General features: G+C 49.7%; 16 protein-coding genes. All 16 read left to right on the top strand.

The features are described from left to right. Positions 1-19 precede the first annotated feature (19 nt). Positions 20-1,222, top strand: coding sequence for a bifunctional phosphopantothenoylcysteine decarboxylase/phosphopantothenate--cysteine ligase CoaBC (coaBC, locus tag H0G69_RS06770; RefSeq protein ID WP_180304516.1), 1,203 nt, complete (start codon positions 20-22; stop codon positions 1,220-1,222). Beyond that, positions 1,223-3,646: a primosomal protein N' gene (gene priA / locus H0G69_RS06765; RefSeq protein ID WP_180304515.1), complete on the top strand. Its 2,424-nt coding sequence runs from the start codon at positions 1,223-1,225 to the stop codon at positions 3,644-3,646. It abuts the gene before it with no gap. 20 nt (positions 3,647-3,666) lie between these two features. Next, positions 3,667-4,623: a methionyl-tRNA formyltransferase gene (gene fmt, locus H0G69_RS06760; protein WP_180304514.1), complete on the top strand. Its 957-nt coding sequence runs from the start codon at positions 3,667-3,669 to the stop codon at positions 4,621-4,623. Further along, positions 4,613-5,959, top strand: coding sequence for a 16S rRNA (cytosine(967)-C(5))-methyltransferase RsmB (gene rsmB / locus H0G69_RS06755; RefSeq protein ID WP_180304513.1), 1,347 nt, complete (start codon positions 4,613-4,615; stop codon positions 5,957-5,959). The genes fmt and rsmB overlap by 11 nt, the downstream gene beginning before the upstream one ends. 16 nt (positions 5,960-5,975) lie before the next feature. Further along, complete coding sequence (locus H0G69_RS06750; RefSeq protein WP_180304512.1) at positions 5,976-6,719, top strand: Stp1/IreP family PP2C-type Ser/Thr phosphatase; 744 nt, start codon at positions 5,976-5,978, stop codon at positions 6,717-6,719. A gap of 5 nt (positions 6,720-6,724) precedes the next feature. Beyond that, complete coding sequence (gene pknB, locus H0G69_RS06745; protein ID WP_180304511.1) at positions 6,725-8,662, top strand: Stk1 family PASTA domain-containing Ser/Thr kinase; 1,938 nt, start codon at positions 6,725-6,727, stop codon at positions 8,660-8,662. Between the two features lie 13 nt (positions 8,663-8,675). After that, on the top strand, positions 8,676-9,545 hold the full coding sequence (gene rsgA, locus H0G69_RS06740) for a ribosome small subunit-dependent GTPase A (protein WP_033935165.1): 870 nt from the start codon (positions 8,676-8,678) through the stop codon (positions 9,543-9,545). Positions 9,546-9,567: 22 nt separating this feature from the next. Then, positions 9,568-10,221: a ribulose-phosphate 3-epimerase gene (rpe, locus tag H0G69_RS06735; protein WP_034540451.1), complete on the top strand. Its 654-nt coding sequence runs from the start codon at positions 9,568-9,570 to the stop codon at positions 10,219-10,221. A gap of 61 nt (positions 10,222-10,282) precedes the next feature. After that, positions 10,283-10,966 (top strand): thiamine diphosphokinase, encoded by a 684-nt coding sequence (locus tag H0G69_RS06730; protein WP_143112673.1) that lies wholly within the window; start codon positions 10,283-10,285, stop codon positions 10,964-10,966. A gap of 116 nt (positions 10,967-11,082) precedes the next feature. After that, positions 11,083-11,268, top strand: a complete 186-nt coding sequence (gene rpmB / locus H0G69_RS06725; protein WP_006499613.1) for a 50S ribosomal protein L28 — start codon at positions 11,083-11,085, stop codon at positions 11,266-11,268. Positions 11,269-11,422: 154 nt separating this feature from the next. After that, positions 11,423-11,788, top strand: a complete 366-nt coding sequence (locus tag H0G69_RS06720) for an Asp23/Gls24 family envelope stress response protein (protein ID WP_006499614.1) — start codon at positions 11,423-11,425, stop codon at positions 11,786-11,788. Positions 11,789-11,812: 24 nt separating this feature from the next. Next, on the top strand, positions 11,813-13,510 hold the full coding sequence (locus tag H0G69_RS06715; protein WP_180304510.1) for a DAK2 domain-containing protein: 1,698 nt from the start codon (positions 11,813-11,815) through the stop codon (positions 13,508-13,510). Positions 13,511-13,597: 87 nt separating this feature from the next. Next, entirely contained in the window at positions 13,598-15,628 is a 2,031-nt protein-coding gene (gene recG / locus H0G69_RS06710; protein ID WP_180304509.1) for an ATP-dependent DNA helicase RecG, read from the top strand. A gap of 14 nt (positions 15,629-15,642) precedes the next feature. After that, positions 15,643-16,671, top strand: coding sequence for a phosphate acyltransferase PlsX (plsX, locus tag H0G69_RS06705; protein ID WP_180305424.1), 1,029 nt, complete (start codon positions 15,643-15,645; stop codon positions 16,669-16,671). A 49-nt stretch (positions 16,672-16,720) separates the two neighbouring features. Next, positions 16,721-16,972: an acyl carrier protein gene (acpP, locus tag H0G69_RS06700; RefSeq protein ID WP_006499618.1), complete on the top strand. Its 252-nt coding sequence runs from the start codon at positions 16,721-16,723 to the stop codon at positions 16,970-16,972. Between the two features lie 54 nt (positions 16,973-17,026). After that, the gene (gene rnc, locus H0G69_RS06695) at positions 17,027-17,752 is read left to right on the top strand and encodes a ribonuclease III (protein WP_034540448.1); all 726 of its coding nucleotides are present in this window, start codon (positions 17,027-17,029) and stop codon (positions 17,750-17,752) included. Positions 17,753-17,757: the final 5 nt, after the last annotated feature.

The following is a 17,757-nucleotide window of genomic DNA, read 5'->3' as shown; positions in this document are numbered from 1 at the left end:
TTTCATCAAGGAGGCAAACATGACGAAGATTGCGGTACATATGACAGGTGGGATTGCTGTCTATAAGGCAGTTGAAGTTGTTCGCGGCTTGCAGAAGCAGGGGCACGAGGTTCGCGTGGCGATGACTCAAAATGCAGCCCGCTTTGTCGGCCCGGCAACTCTGGCGGCGCTAACCAAGCATCCCGTTTTAATCGATCAGTGGGCGGCGACTTTAAACGGTCAGGTGCCGCATATTGAATTGGCAGACTGGAGCGAGCTGGCCTTAGTGGTTCCGGCAACGGCCAATCTGTTGGCAAAAATGGCAGCAGGTCTGGCTGATGACGCTGTTTCAGCCACGCTTTTGGCAACCAGCGCGCCAAAGATCGTGGTCCCAGCCATGAATGTTCACATGTGGAACAATCCGGCTACGCAAAGAAACATTGCCCAGCTCAGACAGGATAACGTCATGGTAATGGATCCGGCAACAGGCATGCTTGCAGAAGGGTATGCCGGTAAGGGACGCATGCCAGAGCCAGCTGCGATCGTAAAACAGGTGCAGGATTACTTAACCAATGGCCCGCTGAAAGGTAAAACGCTGGTAGTGACTGCTGGTGGTACCAGAGAGGCGCTTGATCCGGTTCGCTATCTAGGTAATCGTTCCTCTGGCAAAATGGGAATTGCAATTGCAAAAGCAGCGGCCAATGCAGGTGCGCGGGTCGAATTGATTGTCGGCAGCGTTTCGGTGGCACTGCCACATTCTGATCGCATTACGGTGACCCAAGCTCTTTCAACGAGCGCGATGGCGGCTGCCGTATCCGACAAGTTTCAAACTGCTGATGCCTTGATCATGGCGGCAGCAGTTGCGGATTTTCGGCCAGCCGTTTTGGCGGATCAAAAAATCAAAAAGCATGGTGATGGCACCTTGACTCTGCATTTGGTACCAACTGAAGATATTTTGGCAAAGATGGGCGCGCAAAAACGCTCAGATCAAGTAGTAATCGGCTTTGCGGCTGAGACCAATGACCTTTTGCAAAATGCCAATGCCAAGCTGAAAAAGAAAAATGCCGATGCAATCGTGGCTAATGACGTTTCTGAGCCGGGAATCGGGTTTGGAACGGATGACAATGCCGTTACGATTCTGCGGCCAAATCAGGCACCGTTGAGATGGTCGCGCCAGTCTAAGATGATGATTGCCGAAAAAATCGTTGCTTTGACGGCCAACCTGCTGAAAGTGGGTGATTAAATGGCTGAACTGGCCCAGGTAATCGTTGACGTACCGACGATGCAGACTGACCAGCCGTATACCTACGCGATTCCCAAACGCCTGGAAAGCCAGATTCAGGTCGGCATGCGCGTAATCGTACCATTTGGGCGGGGCAAGCGCGAGGTTCAGGGCTTTGTCGTTGGCATTGATCAGCCGACGGAATATGATGGCACGCTCAAATCGATTATTGGACTGATGGATCTGGTACCGGTCGTCAATACCGAACTGCTGCAACTGAGCCGCTGGATGGCCGATCAAACCTATGCATTCTGGATCTCGTGTTTGTACACGATGCTGCCCAATGCCTTAAAAGCCAAGAGTCATCGAGTGGTGCGCATAGTCGACGAGGTTGATGAGCAGACGGCCCTGGATCTTTTTCAAGGAGCTGATGAGCTGGATTTTGAACGGTATCAAAATGATCCGCAAATCGTCAGCCAGCTGCTTAAACTTAAGCGGCAGGGTAAGGTCTCGTTTGAGTATCAAGTTGAGGATCGGGCCCGTGTCAAAAAAGAAATTGCCATTCAGCCATTGATGTCGTTTGAACAATATGAAGATGAGCGAGTCGGCGTTCGGGCCAACGCGCATGCTCAACAGCAGCTGCTTTCCTATCTGCAGCAGATTGACGGCCAAAAAGTCAAGCTTAAGCAGGCCGAACAGCAGTCGGGGTTGAAAGCTGGAACGTTTAACGTTGGCGAAAAGCGCGGCTGGCTCAAAAAAATCGCAGTGGAGACCTATCGAACGCCGGCTGGCATGATACCTGATGATCAGCATCTGGATTCACCATTGAAATTGAATCCGGATCAGCAGGCGGCCGTTGCCCAAATCGATCAGGCCATCGATCAAGCCCAAAATCAAACCTTTTTGCTGCAGGGGGTTACCGGATCAGGCAAAACCGAAGTCTACCTGCAGGCAATGGCTGAAACTTTAAGGCAGGGGAAAACGGCCTTGATGCTGGTACCAGAAATCTCTTTGACGCCGCAGATGGTCAATCGGGTCCGGCGGCGATTTGGTCAGCGCGTGGCCGTTTTACACAGCAGTCTTTCAGATGGCGAGCGCTATGATGAATGGCGCCGAATCGAGCGGGGTGAGGCTCAGGTAGTAGTCGGCGCACGATCGGCGGTGTTTGCTCCGCTTGAAAATCTGGGGCTGATTATTATGGATGAAGAACACGAAACCAGCTATAAGCAAGACGAAACGCCGCGCTATCATGCTCGTGACGTTGCCGCCTGGCGTGCTGAGTATCATCATGCACCGCTGGTATTGGGATCGGCCACCCCTAGTCTGGAAAGCCGGGCGCGGGCACTGGCTGGCGTTTATCAGCTTTTGAGAATGCCGATGCGGGTCAATCAGCGGCCGTTGCCACCAGTAGAAGTCGTTGACATGCGGCCGGAAATGCAGCGCAACGGCGAGACCAACTTTTCAGACCGGCTGTTGAATCTGTTGAACGAGCGGCTGCAAAAAGGCGAACAGAGTATTTTGATGCTGAATCGGCGCGGTTTTTCTTCATTTATTATGTGCCGAGACTGCGGCTTTGTTTTGAAGTGTCCCAACTGTGATATCTCGCTGACGCTGCACATGGACTCGAGAACGATGAAATGTCATTATTGCGGCCATGAGGAGCCGATTCCTTCAATCTGTCCGCAATGCCAAGGTCGCCACATTCGCTACTATGGCACGGGAACCGAAAAAGTTGCGGCCGAGCTGCAGCAGCTGATGCCAAGCGCGCGTGTGATTCGCATGGATGTTGATACAACACGGCGCAAAGGGATGCATGCCAAGCTGCTGAAAGAATTTGGCGAGCATCAAGCCGATATTTTGCTGGGCACGCAGATGATTGCCAAAGGACTGGACTTTCCCAACGTGACTCTGGTGGGGGTCTTGAATGCCGATACGGGATTGGACCTGCCAGACTTTCGGGCCAGTGAGCGGACGTTTGATCTGCTCAGTCAGGTCAGCGGTCGTGCTGGTCGTGCCGATAAGCCGGGAAACGTCGTGATTCAGACCTTTAATCCAGATAACTACGCGATTCGCTATGCGCAGCTGCATGATTATGAAGACTTCTTCAAGGCCGAAATGAACATTCGCTACCAGGCTGGCTATCCGCCTTATTACTACACCGTTCGCATCATGGCCAGTAATGAAGACGAACGTGCGGCTGCCAAGGCCATCTATGAAATCAGAAACCAGCTCAGTGTCAATCTAAGCAAAGAGACGGTCGTTTTAGGGCCTACGCCGCGGCCGATTGCTCGAATGAAAAACCGATACTATTATCAGATAATCGTTAAGTATAAGCATGATTCCAAGCTGCACGCGCTTTTAAAGGACATCATGCGTCAAACGCAGGCCAAGAGCCGTCAAGACACCTTGGTCAGCATTGATCCGGAACCACAGTATTTTATGTAATCAAGAAAGGATTTGTTGTTATGTCAGTATCAGTTGTATTTATGGGAACGCCTCAGTTTGCCGTACCGATTCTGCAGGCTTTGATTGATGATGAGGCCTATGACGTAAAAGCGGTCGTTACGCAGCCGGATCGCCGGGTTGGCCGTAAGCATGAACTGCGCGCGACACCAGTTAAGGAATTGGCCGTTAAGTATGGAATCGAGGTTCTGCAGCCCGAAAAGCTGAGCGGCAGTCCGGAAATGCAGCGTGTGATCGACTTGGCGCCTGATTTTGAGATTACCGCGGCGTTTGGTCAGTTTTTGCCCGTCAAGATGCTTGAAGCGGCTAAGATTGCGGCCATCAACGTCCACGGCTCGCTGCTGCCTAAATACCGTGGCGGCGCGCCGATTCAATACTCAATCATCAATGGCGATCAAGAAACCGGCGTCACGATCATGTACATGGTCAAAGCAATGGATGCCGGCGATATTATTGCGCAAAAGGCAATTCCGATTACCAAACAGGACGACAGCGGCACGATGTTTGAAAAATTGAGCCTGCTGGGCCGCGACCTTTTGATGGAGACGCTGCCCAAAATGATTACCGGCGACGTACAGCCAGTCAAGCAGGATCCGGAAAAAGTCGTCTTCTCACCGAATATTACCAGTGAGCAGGAACGCATTGACTATCGCTTGCCAGCTGACCGGATTGATGACAAAGTACGCGGCTTGCGGCCATTCCCAATTGGCAACATGATTATTGACGGTCTGCAGACTAAGATCTACGACGTCACGCCATTGGACGAAAAAACGGATCTGGCACCGGGACAGGTCGTACGCGTTGAAAAGCATGCCTTGATTCTGGCGGCTGGCGATCATACGACTTATCGGATCAATCGGCTCAAGCCTAAGGGCAAACGCGAAATGGACATCACTTCTTATCTGAATGGTCATCAAAATCTAAAGCAAGGAGTTCAGGCAATCACCGATGAAGAATAAGCAAATCAATACTGCACGCGGCGCTGCCTTAAAAACGCTTGATCAGGTATTGCAGAATGGCGCCTATTCCAATCTGCAGCTGAATCAGAATCTCAAGAGCAGCCAGCTGAGCGAAGTCGACAAACGCTTGGCTACCAATCTGGTCTATGGGGTCTTACAGCACAAGCTAACCCTGGAATACTGGCTGGCGCCTTTTATTAAGGGTAAAAAGATCGAAAGCTGGGTCAAGACGCTGCTTTTAATGTCGATCTATCAATATCGCTACCTGGATCGCGTGCCTGACTGGGCAGTAACCAATGAGTCGATCGAACTGGCTAAGCAGCTTGGCAATCCGGGAACCCGTCGTTTTGTGACCGGCGTTTTGCATGCCGTTTTGCGTCAAGGGCTGAGGGATGTTAACGCCATCGAGGATCCAATCAAGCGGCGTTCAGTGGAGTTCAGTCTGCCGCAATGGCTGGTTGATGAATTGATCAAACAATATGGTCAGTCGACTGCCGATGCAATTTTTAAGGCCGTCAACGAACCAGCCCGCGTGTCACTGCGGGTAAATGAGGCCAAGACGACTATTCCCCAGGCAATTGCCATTTTAAAAGAGCAGGGCGTTGAAGTTGAGCCTAGCCAGGTTGCCAAGGCCGGTCTGGTGGTTAAAAGCGGCGATGTCGTCAATACAGACGTGTTTATGCAGGGATTGGTCACGATTCAAGACGAAAGCGCCATGCTGGCCGTAGAAAGTATGACGATTAACCCAGCAGATCAGGTTTTGGATGCCTGTGCCGCGCCGGGAGGGAAAACCGTCCAGATTGCGGCTGCCTTGGATGAAAAACAGGGTGGCAGCGTTACGGCCTTAGACATTCATGCCCACAAGATCAAATTAATTGAAAAAAATGCTCAGCGGCTTGGCGTGGCTGAGCGCGTCCATGCTTGTCAACTGGATGCACGCAAGGTGGATGAAAAGTTTGAGGATGGCCAGTTTGACAAAATCTTAGTTGACGCGCCCTGCAGCGGAATTGGCCTTTTGCGCCGCAAGCCCGAGATTCGCTATGATAAAAAACTTAGTGACAGTCAAAATCTGCATGAAATTCAGCTGGCAATTTTAAATGCAGTTGCCCCAAAACTAAAAAAAGGCGGTATAATAACATATAGTACGTGCACGATTTTGCAGCAGGAAAATGATGGTACTGTGCAGGCCTTTTTAGCCGCACATCCCGAATTCAGACTGCTAAAGACGCAAACGGCGCGTACCTTGAAAAACGCGCGAACGGGGGCAACCTTGACGATTTTGCCAAGCGATTATGGTTCTGATGGATTCTTTATCAGTAACCTCCAACGTTTGTAGAAGGGAACATAGACCCATGGAAACAGCCTATCAATCAGATATTGGACAACAACGATCTGAAAATCAAGATCGCGTCGATAGTTTTGCCACGGATGCCGGAATGCAGCTGGATTTGGTTGCAGATGGCATTGGTGGCAATCGTGGCGGGGATGTTGCCGCTCAAACAACCGTTCAGACTCTCGGTCAGCGCTTCTTAAAGTCTGCGCCCAATGATGAGGCAGCTGCTAAACAGTGGCTTGCCGATCAGGTGCAGCAGATCAATGATCAAATCATTGACGAATCACGCAAGAATGAAAATTATCAGGGAATGGGGACCACTTTGGTAGCCGCCATTTTCTTTAATGATCGGCAAAAAATCGTAATTGCCAATATCGGCGACAGTCGTGGCTATATCATGCATCAAAACGTCTTGACACAGGTCACGGTTGATCATTCCTTGGTAAATGAGTTAGTCAAGAACGGCGATCTAACCGAACAGGAAGCCGCCGTGTCACCACAGAACAATATTATAACCCGGGCAATTGGAATCTCGCATGATGCGCAGATTGATGTTAACGTTTTTCCATTTGAACCGGGAGATCAATTGCTAATGTGCTCGGATGGCCTGTCCAAAACTGTTGATAAGCAGGAATTGACCCAAGTGCTACAAAGCGATGCACCGCTGAAGGACAAGTGCAGCGTTTTGGTTGAAAAAGCCAATGCAGCTGGTGGCCCGGACAATATCACCGTTCTGATCAGCCAAAATGATCAGGAGAGATAAAATCAATGAAACCCGGATATGAGCTTAATCACCGGTATAAAATAATCGAATCGCTGGGTGAGGGCGGCATGGCCAATGTCTACCTGGCTCACGATCTGGTGCTGGATCGCGATGTTTCGGTCAAGCTGCTGCGCTTGGACCTGCGCGATGATCCGAGTACCAAACGTCGCTTTGAACGAGAAGCCATGGCGGCCACTCAGCTTAACGATCCTCATATCGTTGGCGTTTATGATGTTGGCGAAGAGCATGGCATTCAATACATGGTAATGGAATACGTTAAGGGTACCGACCTGAAAAACTATATTCATGATCACTATCCAATTCCCTTGCCGCAAGTCATCGACATTATGGAACAGGTTTTGTCAGCAGTGCAGACCGCCCATGCTAACGGCATTATTCACCGCGACTTAAAGCCACAGAATATTTTGATCGATGAGAATAAAAATATTAAGATTACGGATTTTGGGATTGCCATGGCGGCTTCGCAAAATTCAATGACGCAAACCAATAGTCTGTTGGGATCGGTTCACTACCTTTCTCCCGAACAGGCGCGCGGCAGCATTGCAACGCCGCAGTCTGATATCTACTCTTTAGGAATCATCCTATTTGAATTGCTGACTGGTCAAGTGCCTTTTGAAGGTGAGACAGCGGTTTCGATTGCCTTAAAACACTTTCGCGATGAGATTCCGTCAGTGCGCAAATTCAATCCGCAGATTCCGCAGCCGTTGGAAAACGTGGTCTATCGGGCCACTGCCAAGCACCCTTGTGACCGATATCACGATGTTGAGGCAATGGCGGCTGATCTGCAGACCTCGTTGGATCCATCACGGGCTGATGAACCAAAATTCGTAGTTGGTCAACATTCCAGCAACGAAGAAACCAAAGTATTGGATCTGGATGCAATTAAAGAGGCCACCAATCTTGATGAGACCAGCGATGAAAAGGTTGACGACGACACCAAACAACTGACGGCAACGCGACAAAGCCGTATGAAACGCTCCATTCAGCGCCACCCAATTCGCAAATGGGCGGTTATTTTAGTGCTGCTGATCGCGGCAATCGGAATTGGTACCGGTCTTTACATGCATCGATCGGTCAGCGTTCCTGACGTCGAGGGACTGACGACGGCACAGGCGGAAAAGAAACTGCAGGCAAATCATCTGCGCTTAGGCAACGTTACCGAAAAAAGCAGTCAGACCGTGGCTAAAAATCATGTCGTCAAAGTTGCTGGCAGCCAGCGCCACGCCCATGCTGGCCAGTCGATCGATCTGGTTGTCAGCCGCGGCGTTAAGACATGGAAGATGGCTGATTACGTTGGCGACAGCTATTCCGACACGGCTGATGAGCTGCGCGATAAAGGCTTTGTCGTTAAGCAGGCCAAAAAATATTCCGATACCGTTGCAACGGGGAAAATCATTAAACAAAGCGTCAATGCCGGCACGACGATCAATCCCAGCCAGCAGACGGTCACGCTGACGGTTAGCGCCGGCAAGAAGCAGGTCACGATTCCAAGCTTTAAAGGCAAGGATGTCAGTGAAGTGCAGGATTTTGCCAATAAGCACCAGCTGCAGCTGACGACGACGCAGAAAAATTCAACAACCGTTGCTACCAACCATGTGATCCAGCAAACGCCTAAAGCAGGCAGCAAGCTGACGCATGGTGATACCTTGACCGTTCAGATTGCCAGCAATTCCAACGAGTTAAGGACGACCAATATTCAAATCAACATTCCGTTTGATGGTAATGGCGGCAAGAAGGAAAACCGAGTACAGGTATATATTCGCGATGCCTATCATAACCTGACGATGGAATATGAGGATATTACCATCAATCAAGAAACGACGATTAACGTACCATTTACGCTGCGTAATGGTCAGACTGGCGCCTACCGAGTAATTCGCAATGGTCAGACTATTATGAGCGCGACGAATATTACAGGATAAGTTGAGGTGTAAAGTGCAACAAGGAATCATCCAGCAATCGCTCAGCGGCTTTTTTGACGTGCTTTGTGACGGTGCAGTTTATCGTACGCGTGGCCGAGGCAACTTCCGTAAGCGCGGCATTAAGCCAATCGTTGGCGATCAAGTAGAATTTGCAGACGGCTATCTGCTTAAGGTGCTGCCCCGTAAGAACCAGCTGCGGCGGCCGCCAGTAGCCAATGTCGATCAGGCAGTCGTCGTTACGGCCGCTAAACAGCCCAAGTTTTCCAGCAATTTATTGGATCGTCAGCTGATTGCTCTGGAAAAACAAACCATTGAACCAATCATTTATTTTTCTAAGACGGATCTGCTAAATGATGACGAATGGCAGGATCTGCAGCCGATCTTAGCTGGCTATCGGGCAATCGGCTACGCAGTAATTGCGCAGCGGCCGCCGTTTGGCCAAACAACACTGGATCAGCTTCAACAGCTGCTCAGTCATCATATCGTTACGATGATGGGGCAGACTGGGGCGGGCAAGTCAACGCTGCTGAATCACCTGGCGCCTGAATTAAATCTGGCAACTGGTGAGGTCTCGCAGGCTTTAAAACGCGGGCGGCATACCACGCGTAAAGTCAGTCTGATGACGATTGGCGAGGCCTTGATTGCTGATACGCCTGGTTTTTCGTCATATGAGGATTTTGATATGGACGTGACGGAGCTTTCAAAATTATTTCCAGAAATGCGTCAGTTGGCCCCAGAATGCAAATTTCGCGGCTGTCTGCATCTAAAAGAACCTGGCTGTGCCGTGAAGAACGCCGTCGAGCATGGTACAATAATGAAGAGCCGGTATGACAATTATGTTCAGTTTAATGAACTAATTGTCAGCCAAAAACCAAACTATTGAATTGAAACGAGGGAAAAAGATTATGATTAAAGTAGCTCCATCGATTTTGAGCGCAGACTACATGAATCTTGAAAAGGACATCAAGCTGGTTGACCAGGCTGGTGCTGAAGAACTGCACATTGACGTGATGGATGGCACGTTTGTTCCAAGCATTTCCTATGGCCCAGGCTTTGTAAAGGCAATTCGTCAAATCACTGACATGTACCTGGACGTTCACATGATGGTTCAAAATCCTGAACACCTGATTCCAGCAATGGCAGAAGCTGGTGCTGACAACATTGGCGTTCACGTTGAAGCAACGCCGCACATTCACCGTGCCTTGCAGCTGATCAAGAACGCAGGCAAGGATGCTGAAGTCGTGATCAACCCAGGGACGCCGGTTGAGATGATCAAGCCGGTTCTGCACATGGTTGACCAAGTATTGGTAATGACTGTTAACCCTGGCTTTGGCGGTCAAAAGTTCCTGCCAGAAACGGTTGCCAAGATTGCTGAATTGGATGCAATTAAGAAAGCTAACGGCTATGACTTTGACATTGAAATCGATGGTGGGATCAACAATGAAACGGTTGTTGACTGCTACAAGGCTGGCGCCACGGTTGCGGTTGCCGGTTCATACGTCTACAATGCCGAAGACCCACTGGCCCGCATTCAAGCACTGCGCGACGCTACTAAGTAATCAGGTTAATTAGGTTAAAAACGTGACGAAGCGATTCGTCGCGTTTTTTGAGAGGCTGCTTATGAATGAAAAAATCAACATTATGGTTGGCGGGCCGGAAGCGCTGATTCCTTATGATCAAGTCGCTGATCATCGCTCTGAGACTTGGCTGGGCGTTGATTTAGGAGCAACCAGACTGCTTGAGCATGGTATTGTTCCCGAATATGCTGCTGGCGACTTTGATTCCAGCACGCCTGAGCAATTAGCACGAGTCAAAGCGGCGGTCCCAAAAGTAGATATCTATCCACCGGAAAAAGACTATACCGATACTCAGATCGGTATTTTACTGGCAATGAAATATTACCAGCCAGCTTCAATCACGATCTGGGGGACAACGGGAGGCCGCCTGGATCAGCTGCTGGCCAACCTGTACACGCCATTGATGGAGCCATATCGTAAGTACCTAGCAAAGATTCATCTGGTTGATCGTCAGAATACGGTTGATTTTTATGAACCGGGCAGCTATGAGATTTATAAAGTGCCTGAGATGCCGTATCTGGCTTTTGTCAATCTGACGCCGGTAACCGGTTTGACGCTGCCTGATGAAAAGTATAATCTGGATCATTTTGACAGCCCGCTGCCCATTTCCTGGTCCAGCAATGAGTTTGTCGGGACGATCAATCATTTTTCTTTTGACAGTGGAATCGTGGCCGTTATTCAAAGCCGTGATGTCCATTCACAGGGGCCTTTCAAAGGTGTCAAGTGAAAATACTTGAAAGAAAACTATTGCATTGAAAGCCCCCCTATGGTAAATTATTTAGGTGAGTTACAGCGCGCATCTCAGCGCGGAGAAAATAACTGATGAGGAGAGGAGGGTTCCACATGGCTAAGGATTTCATGACCGGTAAGCGGACGCGCTTCGGCAACAAGCGTTCACACGCCCTTAACTCAAGTCGTCGTACCTGGAAGCCAAACCTGCAAAAGGTTACCATTTTGGTAAATGGCAAGCCAAAGAAGGTTTACGTTTCAGCACGTACCCTGAAGTCGGGTAAAGTGACTCGGGTTTAGTCCAAAAACATAGGCTGTCCGCCTTGCGGGCGGCTTATTTTTTTGTTGATTGGTTTAAGCAATGCGGGCTAATTTGCTTTTTGACATTGCTGTGCTATGGTAAGATGATAGAGATATCAACTTGATGACAAACGATTAAGGGAGGCCATTGAAGATGGCAGTTAAGATTAAAACAAAGTCTGGCACGATCGATATTGCTAATGATGTGATCTCAACGGTCGTAGGCGGCGCCGCTACCGATAACTATGGCGTAGTAGGGATGGCCAGTCGCAATCCATTAAAGGATGGCGTCAACCAGATTCTGCGGCATGACAGCTACAGCAAGGGCGTTGTTGTTCGTCAGCAAGACAATGGCGTTTCCGTTGACGTTAATATCATTGTTGGCTATGGCACGAAGATTTCAGAAGTGTCTAAGAGCGTCCAAGAAAAGGTCAAGTACAACCTCGAATCCATGCTGGGCGTCACGGCCAATGCCGTCAATGTATACGTTCAAGGCGTTCGCGTTTTGGGCGATGATTAAGACGTGCCACGGGAGGAATTGATTTTGACAGTTACCAAGATTACTAATCTCGAATTCGGCAAGATGGTTCAGGCGGCAGCCGCCAAACTGAACGCTCAAGCCGAATTCATTAATTCGTTAAATGTATTCCCGGTTCCAGATGGTGACACGGGAACCAACATGAGTATGTCAATGACCAGCGGTGCCAAATATGAGCGTGAAGCTACCAGCACCAACGTTGGCGACTTGGCGCAGGCACTGGCTAAAGGTCTTTTAATGGGTGCCCGGGGCAATTCCGGCGTTATCCTGTCGCAGATTTTCCGTGGCTTTGCCAAAGGCTGTGCCGATAAGCAGGAATTATCAGCCAAAGATTTTGTTGACGCCTATGCCAATGGTGCCCAAACGGCCTACAAGGCAGTTATGAAGCCAACGGAAGGGACGATTCTGACAGTTGTTCGCGAATCAGCTCAAGCCGGTTTAAATGAGGTCAAGGCTGGGAATGATGATCTGGTTGACATTATGGAAAAAATCTATGATGCCAGTGAAGAAGCCTTGAAAAAGACGCCGGATCTGTTGCCGGTGCTCAAGGAAGTCGGGGTAGTTGATTCTGGTGGTCAAGGGCTGGTGTTTGTTTTGCAGGCCTTTTATGAATCATTAAGCGGCAAGGTTGCAGAAAACGACCTGGTTAAGCCGGATAATGCTCAAATTGATGAAATGATCAATGCCAAGCATCATCAAAGCGCACAGGGTAAGCTGGATCCGAATGACATCAAGTACGGCTACTGTACACAGATGATGGTTCGGATTGGCCGTGGCAAGCAGGTAACGCAAAAATTTGACTACGACACCTTCTATAACTACCTGGCCAAGCTGGGCGACAGCCTGTTGGTCATTAATGACGATGAGGTTGTTAAGGTTCACGTTCATACTGAATTCCCAGGCAAGGTACTTTCCTGGGGTCAGCAGTTTGGTGATCTGCAGACGGTCAAGGTTGACAATATGCGTTGGCAGCAAGAAGAGATCATGGAAAAAGACGAAGGCGAGCCGACACCGCTTGAAAAGGCCAAGGAAGCTGAAAAGCCGGCGCTGGACACAGCAGTAATTGCCGTAGCCTCTGGCGATGGGATTGCCAAGCTGCTGGAAAGTCTTGGCGTAACCCATGTGATCAACGGCGGTCAGACCATGAATCCAAGCATTCAAGAAATTGCCGAAGCTATCAACGAAAGCGGTGCTAAGCAGGCCTTGGTATTGCCTGACAATGGCAACATCTTTATGGCTGCCGATCAAGCTGCCGAAGTTGCCGATATTCCAACTAAGGTCGTTCATGCCAAGACGATTGCGCAGGGCATGAGTGCAATGCTGGAATTCAATCCAGAAGCTGACCTGGCAGAAAACCAAGCCAACATGGAAGGCAACCTGGATATGGTTAAGAGCGGCGAGGTTACCAACGCGGTTCGCGATACGACGATTGATGGTCAAACGATCAAGAAAGATGACTTCATGGGAATCGTGGATGGCAAGATCGTCAATACGGCGGCTGATGTCAAAACGGCAGCAATCGAAATGGTTAAGCAGATGCTGGATGAAGACAGCGAGATCGTTACGATTCTTTATGGGGTCGATGGCAATAAAGAAACTGCTGAAGCCATCAAGGAAGCCATTTTGGCCGTTGATGACGAATTAGACGTTCAGATCTATGATGGTGGTCAGCCAGTCTATCCATATCTGATTTCGGTTGAATAATTATCAGCGCTGAATTGGCGTAATCAAGTCGTGTCGTCAGCAGGCGATGCGGCTTTTTTATTACCAGCAATAAAAGGGGGCGTTTGTTTGAAAAGTCTGCAGGATCCAGTTGGCTGCCTAAAAGGGGTTGGCCCGAAAACGGTTGAGGCACTGGCGACTTTAGACATTAAAACGGTTGAGGATCTATTGACGTACTTTCCTTCACGCTATGATGACTTTGCCCCGACTGATCTGAGCACTGCCAAGGATCGTCAAAAAGTAACGGTGCATGGTACGGTGAGCTCGGAGCCGGTTTTGACGCGGTACGGCTATCGACGCAATCGTTTGAGTTTTCGGCTGTTGGTTGATCGCAACGTTGTCTTGACGACTTTTTTCAATCAGCCATATTTAAAAAACAGTATTATCCTAAATACCCATGTTACCGTGCAGGGAAAATGGGATGCCGCGCGTCAGCAGATTCTGGGAAGCAAATTGTTTACGCAGAACCAAGAGCGTGAATTAGGCGCGATCTACCCAGCCAACAAGCATGTTTCACAAAAAACACTGCGTAAGTTGATCAAACAGGCCTATGATCAATATAAAGACGTCATTGCAACGCTGCTGCCGATTTCGCTGCGCCAGCGCTATCAGCTGATGGAGCGCCGCGAAATGATCAAGCAGATGCATTGGCCAACCACGCCTTTTGTTGCCAAGCAGGCGCAAAAAACAGCTGCCTATGAAGAATTCTTCTTGTTTCAGCTGAGACTGCAGGCAATTCGACGGGCGCACCGGCAAGACGATGGCAATCAGATTCTGTATAACAATCAGGAACTCAAGGAATTTATCAAAACGATTCCCTTTGAGCTGACTGACGCGCAGAAACGCTCGGTCAATGAGATCTGTCGCGACCTGCGCGCGCCTTACCAGATGAACCGTCTCTTACAAGGGGACGTGGGGTCAGGCAAAACAATCGTCGCTGCGCTGGCAATTGCGGCCACGGTCAATGCTGGCTACCAGGCTGCTTTGATGGCGCCGACCGAAATTTTGGCGGCCCAGCATGCTGCCAAACTGGCTGATATTTTTGAAGGCACGCATGTCAGCGTCGGTCTTTTAACCGGGTCAATGACTGCTAAGCAGCATAAGCAGCTGCTTAATGAGATTAAAGCGGGAACCATTAATCTGGTTGTTGGCACGCATGCTTTGATTCAAGACAAGGTTGATTATGCCAATCTAGGGCTGGCGATTATTGATGAGCAGCATCGGTTTGGGGTTCGTCAACGGCAGCTGCTGCGCGAAAAAGGCGAGAATCCGGATGTCTTGGCGATGACGGCCACGCCGATTCCGCGGACGCTGGCAATTACAACCTATGGCGAGATGGACGTTTCGATCATTGACCAGTTGCCAGCTGGCCGCAAGCCGATTGAAACGCGTTGGCTGCGAGAAAATCAGAGCGGAGCCGCGCTGTCGTTTTTAAAAGAACAGCTGGCAGACGGCGCGCAGGTTTATGTAGTCAGTCCCCTGATTGAACAGTCGGAATCAATCGATGTAAAAAATGCAACCGACCTCTATGAAAAGTTTGCCGAGTATTTCGCGCCCGACTACCGAGTTGGACTGCTGCATGGTCGGATGAGCAGTGATGAAAAAGCGGCGGTTATGCAGCAGTTTAAGGACAATCAGCTGCAGGTACTGGTGGCAACGACCGTAATTGAAGTCGGTGTCGACAATCCAAATGCCACGGTCATGCTGATCTATGACGCGGATCGCTTTGGGCTGGCCCAGCTGCATCAATTGCGCGGTCGTGTCGGGCGTGGACAGCGCCAGAGCTATTGTCTACTGATTGCCGATCCAAAAACTGAGGATGGTCAGGCCCGGATGCAGACCATGACTGAAACGACAGATGGATTTGCCGTTGCGCAGCGCGACTTGGAGCTTAGAGGTTCAGGTGACGTCTTAGGAACCAACCAGTCAGGCCTGCCGCAGTTTAAAGTCGGCGATCCAATTGGAGATTTGAAGATGCTGCAGACGGCGCGGGCTGACGCAGGCGCGCTCTTGGCTGCACCGCATTGGGATGAAAAAGATGAGAATCAGCCGCTGGTACTGTATTTAAAACGTCATCAGCTGGAAACGCACTTTGATTAAGGAGAGAAAAAATGATTAAAATTGCTGTAGATGCCATGGGCGGCGACCACGCACCCCAGGCAATCGTTGCTGGAGTTGAAGCATCCCGTGATCAGTATGCCGATTTGGAATTTGATCTGTACGGAGATCCGCAAAAAGTTGAACCGCTGATTAAGGATCAGACGCGGCTGCACTTGGTAAAAACCACCGAAGAAATCGAAATGGGCGAAGAACCAGTCAAGGCCATTCGCCGCAAGAAGGATTCCTCGATCGTGCGGGCCGCGCAAGCCGTTAAGGAAGGACAGGCCGATGCCTTCTTTTCGGCTGGTAATACTGGCGCGATTCTGGCAGCGGGCCTGCTGATCGTTGGCCGCATTAAGGGAATCGATCGGCCGGGTCTGACCAGCGTTCTGCCAATTGCGGAGCCAGGCAGCTCACGGCACAGTTTCGTCTACCTGGATTGTGGCGCCAATGCTGAGGCCAAGGAGCGCAATCTGGTTCAGTATGCTCATTTGGGCCGTTTCTATGCCGAAAGCGTGCTGGGAATCGAAAATCCGCGGGTGGCGCTGCTCAACAATGGTGCTGAAGAAGATAAAGGCGACCGGCTGCATAAAGAAGTTCACCAGCAGCTTAAGGCCGAAGACAATCTGAATTTTATCGGCAACGTGGAAGCTGGCGACTTGCTGGTTGGCAAGGCAGATGTCGTAGTCAGCGACGGCTGGACGGCCAACGCGGCACTGAAGGCTACTGAAGGCACTGCCAAGATGTTTTTGAAGCTGATCAAAAGCGGGATCTTAAATGGCGGTCTGCGGGCCAAGATCGGCTACCTGTTCTTAAAGCCCGTCTTTAAAAACATTGCCAAGCAGATGAGCACTTCGACTTATGGCGGGGCCGTACTGCTTGGCTTGAAGGCGCCAGTTGTTAAGACGCATGGCTCTGCTGATGCGGTTGCAGTCAAGAATACGATTGGCCAGATTCGCACCATGATCCAGACCGGCATTATAAAAGAAGCCGTTGACTACTTCAGTCCCGAGGAAAACATGGACAATCAGCCTAAAAACTAATACAATAGGAAAAGTTAGTTCAAAATAAAATTGTGAGGTAGAACAGACGATGGATAAAAAGGAAATCTTTGACAAGGTCTCATCAATCGTAGCCGATCACTTTGACATTGACCGGGCTAAGATTACGGAAGACCTGAACTTAAAGACCGACCTGGATGCCGATTCCATCGACTTTGTAGAATTCGTTCTGGAAGTCGAAGATACTTTTGGTGCTGAAATCGAAGACAGCGAAGCCGAAAAGCTCAGCACGATCGGTGAAGTGGTTGATTACATCGCTGCCCATCAACAGGACAAAAAATAAGCAAAATCACCGGGACCGCGATGAAGCATTACTTTGTCGGCGGTCTTTTTTTCAATGGAAATTACACGAAAGGAAGTTTTTCTCATTAAAGAACTAGAAGACTATCTTGCCAAAGAGTTTGGCATTCATTTCAATAATCCGGATCTTTTAGCAGAGGCCTTTACGCAGGCATCATACGTTAATGAGCATCCGCATCAGGGACTGAAATACTATGAGCGAATCGAGTTTTTGGGTGATGCGGTTTTGCAGCTGTTTGTTTCGGAATATATCTACAAGCGGTTTCCTGAGCTGCCGCAGGGTAAATTGACGCGGTTGCGGGCAGCGATGGTGTGCGAGGACAGTTTTTCCAAGTTTGCCAAGGAATGTCACTTTGATCAATATATTCGTTTGGGGCATGGCGAGGAAATGGCCGGCGCTCGGCAGCGGGCCAGTCTGCTGTGTGACATTTTCGAAGCTTTTATTGGCGCTTTGTACTTGGATCAAGGCCGCGATGCCGTGGAAAAGTTTATTCACCGCGTCATCTTTCCGAAACTGGATATGGGCTGGTTTGACCACGCCGTTGATGCCAAGACCAGTCTGCAGGAATTCTTGCAACGCAACGGGGATGTTGATATTGAATACCATCTCCTCAGTGAAGCCGGTACTGAAAATGATCCGCAGTTTAAAGTCAGCGTCAGCGTAAATGGCAAACCGATTGCTCAAGGGATCGGCAGCTCAAAGAAGCACGCTGAAATGCAGGCGGCACAGGCAGCTTTGAATCAGCTGCGCAAAAATAACTAAAAGGC

The organism is Limosilactobacillus mucosae, from assembly GCF_013423865.1.
Classification (GTDB): Bacteria; Bacillota; Bacilli; order Lactobacillales; family Lactobacillaceae; genus Limosilactobacillus; species Limosilactobacillus mucosae.
This window is presented reverse-complemented; position numbering and strand designations above follow the sequence as displayed.

Coding starts and splice junctions, on each gene's coding strand:
- coaBC (WP_180304516.1), top strand. CDS start 20: ATGACGAAGATTGCGGTACATATGACAGGTGGGATTGCTGTCTATAAG.
- priA (WP_180304515.1), top strand. CDS start 1,223: ATGGCTGAACTGGCCCAGGTAATCGTTGACGTACCGACGATGCAGACT.
- rsmB (WP_180304513.1), top strand. CDS start 4,613: ATGAAGAATAAGCAAATCAATACTGCACGCGGCGCTGCCTTAAAAACG.
- rpmB (WP_006499613.1), top strand. CDS start 11,083: ATGGCTAAGGATTTCATGACCGGTAAGCGGACGCGCTTCGGCAACAAG.
- rpe (WP_034540451.1), top strand. CDS start 9,568: ATGATTAAAGTAGCTCCATCGATTTTGAGCGCAGACTACATGAATCTT.
- H0G69_RS06750 (WP_180304512.1), top strand. CDS start 5,976: ATGGAAACAGCCTATCAATCAGATATTGGACAACAACGATCTGAAAAT.
- fmt (WP_180304514.1), top strand. CDS start 3,667: ATGTCAGTATCAGTTGTATTTATGGGAACGCCTCAGTTTGCCGTACCG.
- rnc (WP_034540448.1), top strand. CDS start 17,027: ATGGAAATTACACGAAAGGAAGTTTTTCTCATTAAAGAACTAGAAGAC.
- H0G69_RS06720 (WP_006499614.1), top strand. CDS start 11,423: ATGGCAGTTAAGATTAAAACAAAGTCTGGCACGATCGATATTGCTAAT.
- H0G69_RS06730 (WP_143112673.1), top strand. CDS start 10,283: ATGAATGAAAAAATCAACATTATGGTTGGCGGGCCGGAAGCGCTGATT.
- acpP (WP_006499618.1), top strand. CDS start 16,721: ATGGATAAAAAGGAAATCTTTGACAAGGTCTCATCAATCGTAGCCGAT.
- pknB (WP_180304511.1), top strand. CDS start 6,725: ATGAAACCCGGATATGAGCTTAATCACCGGTATAAAATAATCGAATCG.